Genomic DNA, 12,418 nt, shown 5'->3' with positions numbered 1-12,418 from the left:
GGGATGCCATGAGCGGCGCGCCGGACAGCAAGCTGGACTGGATCGACGCCTATCTGGCCCATTTGACGGGCGTGCGTCAGTTGTCCCGACACACTGTCGCCGCCTACGCCCGCGATCTGCACGCATTGGCCGGGCTGGTGGCGGAGCAGCCCTGGACCGCGCTCGACCACCACGCCGTGCGCCGCCTGACCGCCAAACTGCACGCACAACAGCTCGATCCGCGCTCGATCGCCCGCAAGCTGTCCAGCTGGCGCGGCTTTTTCAACTGGCTGGGCGAGCAACTACCGTTGGCCACCAACCCGGTGCAAGGCGTGCGCGCCCCCAAGCAAGCCAAAACCCTGCCGCGCGCGCTGTCAGTGGACGACGCCGTGCAACTGGTGGCGCCGGCGCGGCCGGCGGCCGGCACCGGCGGCGAGCCGGCCGACCTGTGCAACCGCGCCATGTTCGAGCTGCTGTATTCCAGCGGCCTGCGCGTGTCCGAACTGGCCGGCCTCGACCTGACGCCCGGCAAGAGCAGCCTGGGCTGGATCGACCAAGGCAACCGCGAGGTCATCGTCACCGGCAAGGGCAACAAGCGGCGCGTGGTCCCGGTCGGCGCCGCCGCGCTGGCGGCGCTGCACGCCTGGCTGGCGGTGCGCCCGGCACCCACCGACGGCAGCGACGCGCTATTCGTCAGCACGCGCGGCACCCGCGTCTCGCCGCGCGTGATCCAGCAGCGGCTACAGCAGCACGGCATTGCCCACGGCGCGCCGGTGCACGTCCATCCGCACATGCTGCGCCACTCGTTCGCCTCGCACGTACTGCAATCGTCGGGCGATTTGCGGGCGGTGCAGGAAATGCTGGGCCATGCCAGCATCAGCTCGACCCAGGTCTACACCGCGCTGGACTTCCAGCACCTGGCCGAGGTGTATGACGAAGCCCACCCGCGCGCAAAAGTGAAGTAACGCACAGGTGCTGATATTGCTCAATTGGACGAAATACTAGCGTCACAAAAATTCCGGCATAATCAGCCGATTGCATTTTCGCATGGGATCCCCATATGGTGATCCCCCACAACTGAACGGCAGATGCACTATGGCTATGATTCCCACCACCATCCTCACCGGCTTCCTTGGCGCCGGCAAAACCACCCTGCTCAACCGCATCCTGCAGGAAGAGCATGGCATGAAGATCGCCGTCATCGAAAACGAGTTCGGCCAGGAAAACATCGACAATGAAATCCTGGTCCAGGACAGCAGCGAGCAGATTGTGGAAATGAATAATGGCTGCATCTGCTGCACCGTGCGCGGCGACCTGATCGTCGCCCTGAGCAATCTGGCGCGCAAGCGCGAGGCCGGCGAGATCCAGTTCGACCGCGTGGTGATCGAAACCACCGGCCTGGCCAATCCGGGCCCGGTGGCGCAAACCTTCTTCGTGGACGACGAAGTGGGCGCCAACTACATGCTCGACGCCGTGGTCACCGTGGTCGACGCCCGCCACGCCATGGCGCAGCTGGACCAGCACGAGGAAGCCCAGCGCCAGGTTGGCTTCGCCGACAAGCTCCTGCTGTCCAAGACCGACCTGGTCAGCGAAGCGCAGGCGGCCGAGCTGACCGCGCGCCTGCGCCGCATCAACCCGCGCGCGCCGATCGGCACGTCCGACTTTGGCCGGGCGCCGATCGCGGACGTGCTGGACCTGAAAGGCTTCAACCTGAACGACAAGCTGGAACTCGACCCCGACTTCCTGCTGACCGAGCAGACCCACGAGGAAGGCCATGTCCACGACGAGCACTGCGGCCATCACCATCATGATGAGCATGCGCACGACCATCACCACAGCCACCACACCGACGATATCGCCGCTTTCGTGTTCAAGAGCAACCGTCCGTTCAATACCGCCAAGCTCGATGAGTTTCTCGGCGGCCTGATCGATGTGTACGGTCCTCGCATGCTGCGCTACAAAGGCGTATTGTTCATGCAGGACGCTGATCGCAAAGTGGTGTTCCAGGGCGTGCACCAGATCATGGGCAGCGACCTGGGCGCCAAATGGGCAGAAAACGACGTTCGTGGCAGCAAAATGGTATTTATTGGTAAAAATCTGCCCAAAGACATCTTTATTAGCGGTTTAGAACAATGTCTGGTATAAACTATCCCGGTTTTGTGGGGATGGCTAAACAGCCACAAAATCTGGGCTGATTAATTTGAAAACTCTGTCGTATCGAAGGTAAGCGAAGTTATGACCAAAACTAATAAATCGACCCCCGCAGCCGCCGAGCGCATCCTGACCGAAGAAGAAATTCTGAAGATGGATGACAAGGACTACATGAATCCAGCGCAAATGGCGTTCTTCAAGGCCAAGCTGCAAGCCCTGGAAAAAGAGCTGCTGAAAAACGCCGGCGAAACCACCGAACACCTGCGCGAAACCGTGCTGGTCCCGGACCCGGCCGACCGCGCCACCATCGAAGAAGAGCACGCGCTGGAGCTGCGCACCCGCGACCGCGAACGCAAGCTGCTGAAAAAAGTGCAGCAATCGATCGCTGCGATCGACAACAACGACTACGGCTGGTGCGAGGAAACCGGCGAGCCGATCGGCATTCCGCGCCTGATCGCCCGTCCGACCGCCACCCTGTCGCTGGAAGCCCAGCAGCGGCGTGAGCTGAAACAAAAACTGTACGGCGATTAATCCCGCCCCACCCCGCTAAAAAAGCACGCGCCCGACACCGCGTGCTTTTTTTACGCGCGTGGCGCTTGCTGTGCAACTTGCAATTGCCATTTCCAGCCCCACTTTTCGGTCTTGAGGCAGTTCGCGTCATTACTTTGAGGTAACTATGGAACAATTTCACGGCACCACCATCCTGTGCGTGCGCCGCGGCAAGCAGGTCGCGCTGGGCGGCGATGGTCAGGTCACGCTGGGCAATATCATCATGAAGGGCACGGCCCGCAAGGTGCGCAAGGTCTACCAGGGCAAGGTGCTGGTCGGCTTCGCCGGCGGCACCGCCGACGCCTTCACGCTGCTCGACCGCTTCGAGGGCAAGCTGGAAAAACACCAGGGCAATCTGCTGCGCGCCTCGGTCGAGCTGGCCAAGGACTGGCGCACCGACCGCGTGCTGCGCCGCCTGGAGGCGATGCTGCTGGTGGCCGACAGCGAATCGACGCTGGTGATCACCGGCAATGGCGACGTGCTGGAACCGGAGGACGGCATCGGCGCCATTGGCTCCGGCGGCACCTATGCGCAATCGGCGGCCAAGGCGCTGGTCGAGAACACGGAACTATCGCCGGCGGACGTGGTCAAAAAGTCACTGACCATCGCAGGGGAACTGTGCATCTACACCAATCTGAACCACATCATCGAGACACTGGACCCAGCATGAACATGACTCCGCAGGAAATCGTCGGCGAACTCGACAAGCACGTGGTGGGCCAGGGCAATGCCAAGAAGGCGGTCGCCATCGCGCTGCGCAACCGCTGGCGCCGCCAGCAGGTGGAGGAGCCGCTGCGCCATGAAATCACGCCGAAGAACATTCTGATGATCGGCCCCACCGGCGTCGGCAAGACCGAGATCGCGCGCCGCCTGGCCAAGCTGGCCGACGCGCCGTTCATCAAGATCGAGGCCACCAAGTTCACCGAGGTCGGCTATGTCGGCCGCGATGTCGACACCATCATCCGCGACCTGGTCGACATCGGCGTCAAGCAGACCCGCCAGGGCGAGATGGCCAAGGTGCGCGCCCGCGCCGAGGACGCGGCCGAGGACCGTGTGCTCGACATCCTGCTGCCGCCGGCGCGCGATTTCGGCTTCGCGCCGACCGGCGCCGAGCCGCCGAAGGACGACGCTACCCGCCAGACCTTCCGCAAGCGCCTGCGTCAGGGCGAACTGGACGATAAAGAAATCGAGCTCGAACTGGCCGAGGCCGGCCCGCAGATGGAAATCATGGCGCCGCCGGGCATGGAGGAAATGACCGAGCAGATCAAGTCGATGTTCTCCGGCATCGGCGCCCAGCGCAAGAAGGCGCGCAAGGTCAAGATCAAGGAGGCGATGAAGTTCCTGATCGACGAGGAGGCCGCCAAGCTGGTCAACGAAGACGAGATGAAGCAGAAAGCCATCCAGAACGTTGAGCAGAACGGCATTGTGTTCCTCGACGAGATCGACAAGATCGCCTCGCGTTCGGAAGTGGGCGGCGCCGACGTCTCGCGCGCCGGCGTGCAGCGCGACCTGCTGCCGCTGGTCGAGGGCACCACCGTCAACACCAAGTACGGCATGATCAAGACCGACCACATCCTGTTCATCGCCTCGGGCGCCTTCCATCTGGCCAAGCCATCGGACCTGATTCCCGAGTTGCAGGGCCGCTTCCCGATCCGGGTGGAACTGGAATCGCTGTCGATCGCCGACTTCGAACGCATCCTGACCAGCACCGACGCCTGCCTGACCAAACAGTACGAGGCGCTGCTGGCCACCGAGGACGTGCGGCTGGAATTCGCGCCGGAGGGCATCACCCGCCTGGCCGAGATCGCCTATTCGGTCAACGAGCGCACCGAAAACATCGGCGCCCGCCGGCTGTACACGGTCATGGAAAAACTGCTGGAAGAGCTGTCCTTCAAGGCCAGCGAAGACAGCGGCAAGACCATCGTGGTCGATGCGGCGTATGTGAATGCGCGTCTGGACGCGCTGGCGGTCAACGAGGACCTGTCGCGCTACGTGCTGTAAGCGGGTGTTGTAACCCGGAAGGGTAACCGTCAGCGGGCGCCGGGCATGGCGCCCGCTCTCAGGTTATTCGCTAGAAGCCGTAACGCAGGCCGATGGTCACGACCGGCGTCTTCGACTTGATGCGTTCGGTGACATGGAGTGGCATATAGGTCACCTCGGTGGTGATCGCCACCTGCGGCGTCAGCCGGTAGGCCAGGCCGACGCCGGCGAACACGCCCGGCCGGTTTTCCGTTTCGCTCCACTGCGGGCTATGGCGCAGCGTGCTGGTGGTGTAGTGCGCGCCCAGGCGACCGCTGACCGAGACGTTGTCCGTCACCTTGAGCAACGTCGCCCAGTTGATGGCGATGCTGTTGGCGCGCGCCTCGTGGCCGTTGTCGGCCAGACCGCGCGTGAACACCGCCACCTCCACCGCATGACGCTCCTCCGGATCGCGCAGGCCGCTGCCCAGTTCATAACCGACATAGGCGCGGCCGCTCGGGCCATGGACGCGGCTGGTTTGCGCGCCGACCTCGCCGCCCACATACCACGGCGATTGCTCGGCGGCGGCGGCGAGGCCGCTCAGGCTCAGGGCGGACAGGGTGATCAGGACTGCTGGTACGACTTTCATATTACGCTCCACGGGGTGATACAGCTCAAGTTTGCGGCACAAGGCCGGAATGTACTAATTATATATTCCAAGGCGCGGTTTTCACGCCGGCGGGTATCATGTTACGATACCTTGCATCTTCAACAAGGCAACCTATGAGCTCACCGGAATTACTGCTGCAAGTGCTGCGGACCCAGATGCGGGCCGCCGGCGTCACCTACAAAATGCTGGCCGAGCGGATCGCCATGAGCGAATCGAGCGTCAAGCGCATGTTCGGGCAACAGGACATGTCGCTGACGCGGCTGGCGCAGATCTGCAAGGCCGCCGGGGTGCCGATGGAGGACGTGCTGCGCGGCGCCGCCGACGCCACGCCGCAGGCCGACTGCCTCACGCTGCAACAGGAAAAATCGCTGCTGGCCAATCCGCACCTGCTGCTGATGGCGATCTGCTGCCTGGGCCACTGGACGCTGGAACAGGTGCTGGAAACCTACGACCTGACCGCGCCGGAATGCATCGTCCTGCTGGCCGAGCTGGACCGGTTGGGCCTGATCGAACTGAAGCCGCTGAACCGCTATCGGCTGCGCGTCTCGAACGCCTTCCGCTGGCTGCCGGACGGCCCGGTGCAGCAGTTCTTCCGCGAACACGCGGTGGACGACTACTTCAGCGGCAGCTTCAACGGCGCCGGCGAAACGCTGCTATGCCTGCCGGCGCGGCTGTCGCAAGCCAGCGCCCAGGAGCTGGCCGGCCGCATCCAGCAACTGGCCGGCGAGCTGGCGCGGCTGCACCAGAGCGACCGCCGGCTGGCGCCGCACGAGCGCGACGGCTTCACGCTGCTGGTCGGCTTCCGCTCGTGGGAATTCGCCGCCTTCACCGCGCTGCGCCGCAACGCGACTACTTCCACAAGGAAATAAATATTACGATGTGTTACTTTTGGTGAGAGTTTTGATGATAGCGTTCATCGATAATTGAAGACTCTTTCCTGACAGACTGCCTATGACCGCTAGCTCAAAACAGCATTTCAACCAGTTATATTCCGATGTGTCGTCCAGTCTTGCCAGCGCCATGCGCGAGATGGAAGCGCTGAACGTCGACCACGAGGACGGCAAACAGGAAATTGGCAAAATCCGCCAACAACTGTCACAGATCCAGGACCGCTTTAACGACGAGTTGAACTTCCTCGAAAAGCATGCCGAGTGGGACAAGTTCACCATGGCCTTCTTCGGCGAAACCAACGCCGGCAAGAGCACCGTGATCGAGTCGTTGCGCATCCTGTTCAACGAAGACCTGCGCCGCCAGCAACTGGAGCAAAACGCGCGGAATCTGCAGCAGGCAGAACAAGCGCTGTCGGCACAGGCCGACGAAATCCGCGCCGGCATGGGCGCCGTATACACCGCCTACGCCAGCGAAATCGCTGGCCTGCAGCAATCGATTGCCAGCCTGCGTCAGATAGCCGAACAGGAATCGTCGGCCCGCATCCGCCGCCGTGCCTGGCTGTCGGCGGTCGGCGGCGCGCTGCTGGGCGCAGCTGCGGCCGCTGGCGCATGGCTGCTGGTGGGTGCGTAAATGGGCGCCTATGACGAAGCGATTCTGCGCAGCGGCGGCTTGGCCCAGGCAGCGGCACAGTTGGACCAGCAACTGTCCGGCTTTGTGCAAGCGTCAGTGACGCTGGAACGGCAGCGGCGCGACGCCTGCCGGGTGGACGGCCTGATCGTCGGCACTGGCCAGCGCGACTTCACAAAGGACAATGTCAGCTACACGCTGCGCCACGCTAACGAAGAATTCCAGTTGATCGACGTGCCTGGCATCGAAGGCGACGAGCGGCAATATGCGCCGCTGGTGGAAGCGGCAGTCGCCAAGGCGCATCTGGTGTTCTACGTCAACGGCACCAACAAAAAGCCCGAGAAGGAAACGGCGCAGAAAATCGGCCGCTATCTGCGCCGCGGCAGCCAGGTATGCCCGGTGGTCAATGTGCGCGGCCTGGCCGATGCGTATGAATTCGACGAAGACCGCGAGGCGCTGCGCACCCGCGGCCTGCCAGGCACGGCGATGAAACAGACCATGGAAGTCCTGCGCGACGCACTGGGCGACGAAGTGCTGCTGCCCGGCCTGACCATCCAGGGCATGATGGCCTTCTCCGGCCTGGCCATGCTGGATGGCGCCACCACCATCCATCCTTCGCGCGATGACTTACTGGCACGCCAGCGCGGGCTGCTGGCCTGCTTCGACTCGCCCGGGGAACTAGAGCAGCTGAGCCGCATCGACAAAGTAGCGGCCGTGCTGCGTGCCAAGGCGCGCACCTTCCGCGAAGACATCGTTGAGAGCAATAAGGTCAAGGTGCGCGAGCTGCTGGCTGAGAATATTCAGCTGCTGCAGGCGCGGCACGACCACCATAGCGCTTTCGTCAAACGGCTAAAGCCTGAATTCAAGAAATGCAAAGAGGCCATTGATGGGGCGTTGGATTCATTCGAGCGCGTGCTCAGGGCCGGGCGCAGCAATGCCTGGAGCGGTTTTTTCAATCGTCTGTCGGACGATGCCCATGACATCGTGGCCGATAACTTTGGCGACAACGACGAAATCGACCGCCTGATCAAGCGCAGCTTCCGCAACCGCCGGGAGGTCACCGAGGAACAGCTGACGACGCAGCTGGACGAACAACAGGCGGTGCTGCAGGAAAACCTGGAGCAGGCCCTGAACCGCTTGATGGAGGATGTGCAGCGAGTCGACTTCGAACACCGCGCCGCCAGCCAGGCGCAAGGTGCCGCGTTCCGGTTTGCCGACACCGGCATCGACATGGATCTGGACCTCAAGGACTGGGGCTGGATCGCATTCGACATCGGCTCTTACGCCGCCACCGGCTTTGCCATCGGTTCGGCCTTCCCCGGCATCGGCAACGCGATTGGCGCCATCGCCGGCGCGGTGGTGGGTGCGCTGGTGTCGCTGGCAAAATTCTTCACCAGCCGCGAGTCGCGCATCCGCAAAGCGCAAGCACAGGTACAGGACAAGATTGATGACCTGCGCCACGAGGTGATGGGCCGGATCGAAAAAGATGCCGACATCCTGGTCGGCACCATACGCAAGGCGGTGGACGAAGACTGCGTCGCGGCGGTCGACCAGCAGCTCGCCCATATCACCGAGCCGCTGGCGATCATAAAAAAACAACTGGCGCTAATGGCGCGTATCAAGCAACTTCTGGAGCAAATGCCACATGGAACAATTCAAGCAATTCGACCTCGATAAACAGGCGGCCATCGGCGCCCTGCAAGAGCTGCGCGACGCGCTGGCGGCACTGGGCAAGCTGGGCGTCGATACCGAGGCGGATATGCGCAAGATCGAGGATGCGCTCACCGGCATCGAAGCCGACGTGCTGCGCATCGCTCTGCTCGGCGCTTTCTCGGACGGCAAAACCAGCGTGATCGCCGGCTGGCTGGGGCGCGTCATGAGCGACATGAAAATCGACATGGATGAATCGTCCGACCGCCTTGCCATCTACCATCCGGAAGGCTTACCGGGCAAGTGCGAGATTGTCGATACGCCCGGCCTGTTCGGCGACAAGGAAAAAACCGTGGCCGGCACGCAGGTCATGTATCAGGACATCACCAAGCGCTACATCTCGGAAGCACATCTGATCCTGTACGTGGTGGACGCCACCAATCCGCTCAAGGATAGCCATGGCGACATCGCCAAGTGGCTGCTGCGCGACCTGAACAAGCTGTCGTCGACGCTGTTCGTGATCAACAAGATGGACGAGGTGAGCGACCTGACTGACCAAGCCATGTTCGACGACCAGGCCGCCATCAAGAAGGAAGCGCTCAAGTCCAAGCTGAAGCGCGTCGCCAACCTGACGGCGGAAGAAGAGGCGCGCCTGAACCTGGTCTGCATGTCGGCCGACCCGAATGGCCGCGGGCTGGAATTCTGGTTCGGAAAACCGGAGCACTATGAAAGCCGTTCGCGCATCAACACGCTGAAGGAATCGACCAGCCGCATCCTGCAATCGAATGTGGCGGAAGTGCTGATCGCCAAGACCGGCCTCGATGTGGTGCGCGACCTGGTGCAGCAGAAGCTGCGCGCGGTGCATGCGCAACTGGAGGCGATGGATGTCTTTGAAACGCAAGCCGCCCAGGAGCGCGAGCGCATTGAGCAGGATATCCGCGCCGGTCGACGCGAAGTCAAGCAACTGTCGGCGGAATTGTTCCGTGAACTGCAAGCCATGGAAGCGCGCCTGATGGGCAAGCTGCGACCGCTGTCGCTGGAAGGCATCCGTCCCTTCCTCGAAGATGAAATCGGCTACACGGCCGACGGCGCCGGCTACAAGCTGCACCTGTTGATCAAGACCACGGTGGACCGCTTCTTCGAGCAGTCGTCGGCCGTGGTCAACCGGATTTCGCTGGACATCTCACGCCAGCTCGATTCCAGTGAAAGCTTTGCGGAGGCGCTGGGCCAGAAAGCCGCGTCGTCGATGGGCAATGTGCTGAAAAGCGTATCAACAATCAGCCCGGCCGCCATCAAAGCGACCATCGTCATGGCGCGCGACGTGCTAAAGCAGGTGACCGGCATCGCCATCAAATTCAAGCCTTGGGAAGCCACCAAACTCGCGGGCGCGGTTTCCAAATGGGCGGGACCAGCCGGTGCGGTGTTCTCGCTCGGCAGCGATATCTACGGCATGTACAAATCACACGAACTGGAACAGCAGTTGGCGGAGTCGCGCGAACAGATTGGCAACCTGATCAAGGATGCGTTCAAGGACATCTACCTGCTGCTGGCCGACGATGAAAAGATGTTCGCCTTCTTTGCACCGCAGCTGAACCAGTTCGAAACCGTGCTGGAGACCATGGATGAACGGGCCGCCAGTGTGCGCAGCAACCGAACCGCGGTGATTGAAGTGCAGCGCCGTCTGGACCGCATTACACTTACCAGATAGGACCGAGGAACAGGTAGCCGCTGCTCTTGCCTTCCTTGGTGGTGCCGGTGCCGAAGTACAGCGGGCCAAAACGCGTGTCGACCGCGATGAAGGCGCTGGCCGCCTGTTTGAGCTTGCCCCAGCGCAGCGGGTCGTCCGGGCTGTAGGCGCCGCCCGCCTCCAGTGAAAAGCCCAGCCGCACATCGCCGCCCAGCGCGGCCGGCATGGCGCCGATGCTGCGCGCCACCACCACCCGCCCCAGCACCGTGCGGCTGCCCACCACCGAGTTCGGCTCGGTGCCCGACAGCCGCAGGAAGCCCCCCAGGTTGTTGCCGCTGGCGCCGCCCAGGCTGCGCGACCATTCGCCGTACACATGTCCGGCCCAGCGGCCGACGTGGAACGCCTCCAGGCCCTTGAGCTCCTGCAGCGCCGGCACCGGCTCGCTGCCGCTGTTGCCGGCGCGCCGCACCGCGCGCTGCCACTCCAGGCTGACCAGCGAGCCGCGCGTCGGGAAGGCGATGGTGTCGAGCGTATCGACGTTGAAGCTGAGCTGCTGGATGGTCTGGAACGCGCTGTCGCGGCGCTCGTCCTCCGGGATCGTCTGGCGACGGTTGCTGAGCTGGCGCGCGACCGTGTAGCGCAGGTCGCCCCAGCGGCCGAGCTGCCGCCCCAGCGCCATGCTGGCGACGCTGTAGTCATACGCGTAGCGCGCCTGGCGAAAGCCGCTCGCGCTGAACAGGTCGCTCGCGCCGGCGCCGAACTCCAGCGCCGGCGCCACATACCACGGCGAGCCCACCCCCAGCGGCTGGAAGAACTGCGTGCCCAGCGCGCGGTCGGTGCCGACGCTGGCCAGGCTGCGCAGTTCGCCGCCCCAGTCGTTGAGCGACGACAGCACATGCATGGCCTTCAGCTGGAACGCGCTGTTGTCGCTGAAATCGCTATTGAGTTCGATGCCGATGCGCAGGCGGCTGTGCGCCCAGTCGGCCTCGGTCGGCTTGATCAGCACGCTGCGGCCGTTTTCATCGTCGCGCACCTCGGTTTCCACCCGTGCCAGGTCGCCGCGGCCGAACAGATGATTGCCGGCCGCGGCCGCCTGTTCGCTGGTGACCGGCTCGCCGAGCTTGAGGCCGGACTGCACCTCCAGCTCCTTCGGATTGATGCGCCCGCTCGGCGCCACCTCCAGCTTGACCAGCCGCACCGGCTGGTCGATCGCCAGCGGCGCCGACAGCCGCTTGACCTCATACGCCGCGTACTGCGCCTCCGGCAAGGCCAGCTTGACCAGCTTGGCGCTCATCGCCCGCACCGCCGCCTCGCCCTCGCGCATGGCGCGGTCATGGCGGGCGAAATCGAGGAAGCCGATGCCGCCCAGGTTCGGTTGCAGCAGCACGTCATCGGCGCGCAGCTCCTTCAGCGAGCGCTGTACGTTCTGTTCGGTCAGGATCTGCAGCATCTGCTGCGCCACGCTGACCGCGCTGACCAGCTCCTTCTCCTGCGCCAGCGGCGTGCCGACGTTGACCGCGATGATGATGTCGGCGCCCATTTCGCGCGCCACGTCCACCGGCAGGTTGCGCACCAGGCCGCCGTCGACCAGCAGGCGCTGATTGACGCGCACCGGCGCGAACACGCCCGGCACCGCCAGCGAGGCGCGCATGGCCAGGAACAGCGGCGTGTCGTTCAGCTCCACCAGCTCGCCCGTCACCAGGTCCGAGGCGACCGAGCGGAACGGCAGTTGCAGCAGATTGGCCGGTTTGTCGCGCGCGCCCGGCGGCAGCACGCGGGTCAGCGCCAGCTCCAGCGCCTCGTTGCCGGCCGCCGCAGGCGGCAGCGAGACGCCGTCCAGGTGCGCGCCGAATTCAATCCGCGACGGCAGCAACAAGTCCTCCTCGCGGCGCCGGTAGACCAGTTCATCGCGCGGCGCGCGGTCCGCCACCACGGCGTTCCAGTCGGTGCGGCGCACCAGCTGCTCCAGCTGTTCGACCGAGCTGCCGGCGGCGTAGGCGCCGCCGACCACGCTGCCCATGCTGGTGCCAACCACCATATCGACCGGCACGCGCAACTCCTGCAACGCGCGCAACACGCCGATGTGGGCGAAGCCGCGCGCGCCGCCGCCGGACAGCACCAGCGCCACCTTGGGCCGCTTGGGCGTGGCGTCCGACGTCACGGCGCCGGCGGCCGGCGGCTCCGCCGCGTGTGCCACCAAAATGAAAAGGCCGCAGCATAACGCCGCGGCCAGCCTGCGCAAATAAGCCATGGAC

General features: G+C 63.9%; 11 protein-coding genes. 9 read left to right on the top strand and 2 right to left on the bottom strand.

Annotated features, from left to right (window positions below):
* Positions 1-8: 8 nt before the first annotated feature.
* From GTP44_RS02555 to hslU, 5 genes are all read left to right on the top strand, one after another.
* Positions 9-944: a tyrosine recombinase XerC gene (locus GTP44_RS02555; protein ID WP_161018170.1), complete on the top strand. Its 936-nt coding sequence runs from the start codon at positions 9-11 to the stop codon at positions 942-944.
* A gap of 130 nt (positions 945-1,074) precedes the next feature.
* Positions 1,075-2,124, top strand: a complete 1,050-nt coding sequence (locus GTP44_RS02550; RefSeq protein WP_161018169.1) for a CobW family GTP-binding protein — start codon at positions 1,075-1,077, stop codon at positions 2,122-2,124.
* Positions 2,125-2,214: 90 nt separating this feature from the next.
* Positions 2,215-2,661, top strand: a complete 447-nt coding sequence (gene dksA, locus GTP44_RS02545; protein ID WP_160988196.1) for an RNA polymerase-binding protein DksA — start codon at positions 2,215-2,217, stop codon at positions 2,659-2,661.
* Between the two features lie 145 nt (positions 2,662-2,806).
* Positions 2,807-3,349, top strand: coding sequence for an ATP-dependent protease subunit HslV (hslV, locus tag GTP44_RS02540; RefSeq protein ID WP_161018168.1), 543 nt, complete (start codon positions 2,807-2,809; stop codon positions 3,347-3,349).
* Positions 3,346-4,680, top strand: coding sequence for an ATP-dependent protease ATPase subunit HslU (gene hslU / locus GTP44_RS02535; RefSeq protein WP_161018167.1), 1,335 nt, complete (start codon positions 3,346-3,348; stop codon positions 4,678-4,680). The genes hslV and hslU overlap by 4 nt, the downstream gene beginning before the upstream one ends.
* 70 nt (positions 4,681-4,750) lie before the next feature.
* Here the strand turns inward: hslU and GTP44_RS02530 are convergent, their stop codons facing one another.
* The gene (locus GTP44_RS02530) at positions 4,751-5,287 is read right to left on the bottom strand and encodes an outer membrane beta-barrel protein (RefSeq protein WP_160988199.1); all 537 of its coding nucleotides are present in this window, start codon (positions 5,285-5,287) and stop codon (positions 4,751-4,753) included.
* A gap of 134 nt (positions 5,288-5,421) precedes the next feature.
* On the opposite strand from GTP44_RS02530, the gene GTP44_RS02525 reads away from it, so the two are divergent.
* The 4 genes from GTP44_RS02525 (at position 5,422) to GTP44_RS02510 (ending at position 10,184) form a co-directional block, all read left to right on the top strand.
* The gene (locus tag GTP44_RS02525) at positions 5,422-6,177 is read left to right on the top strand and encodes a helix-turn-helix domain-containing protein (RefSeq protein WP_161018166.1); all 756 of its coding nucleotides are present in this window, start codon (positions 5,422-5,424) and stop codon (positions 6,175-6,177) included.
* A gap of 82 nt (positions 6,178-6,259) precedes the next feature.
* Entirely contained in the window at positions 6,260-6,829 is a 570-nt protein-coding gene (locus GTP44_RS02520) for a hypothetical protein (RefSeq protein WP_161018165.1), read from the top strand.
* A complete protein-coding gene (locus GTP44_RS02515; RefSeq protein WP_161018164.1) occupies positions 6,830-8,503 on the top strand; it encodes a hypothetical protein in 1,674 nt (557 codons plus the stop codon).
* Complete coding sequence (locus tag GTP44_RS02510; protein WP_161018163.1) at positions 8,472-10,184, top strand: LeoA/HP0731 family dynamin-like GTPase; 1,713 nt, start codon at positions 8,472-8,474, stop codon at positions 10,182-10,184. Before GTP44_RS02515 ends, GTP44_RS02510 begins: the two co-directional genes overlap by 32 nt.
* On the opposite strand, the gene GTP44_RS02505 is transcribed toward GTP44_RS02510, so the two are convergent.
* Positions 10,174-12,414 (bottom strand): patatin-like phospholipase family protein, encoded by a 2,241-nt coding sequence (locus tag GTP44_RS02505; RefSeq protein ID WP_161018162.1) that lies wholly within the window; start codon positions 12,412-12,414, stop codon positions 10,174-10,176. The genes GTP44_RS02510 and GTP44_RS02505 overlap by 11 nt on opposite strands.
* Positions 12,415-12,418 lie beyond the last annotated feature (4 nt).

This window comes from Duganella lactea (assembly GCF_009857505.1).
GTDB lineage: Bacteria > Pseudomonadota > Gammaproteobacteria > Burkholderiales > Burkholderiaceae_D > Rugamonas > Rugamonas lactea.
The sequence above is the reverse complement of the archived record's forward strand: the minus strand, read 5'-3'. Positions and strand labels throughout refer to the sequence as shown.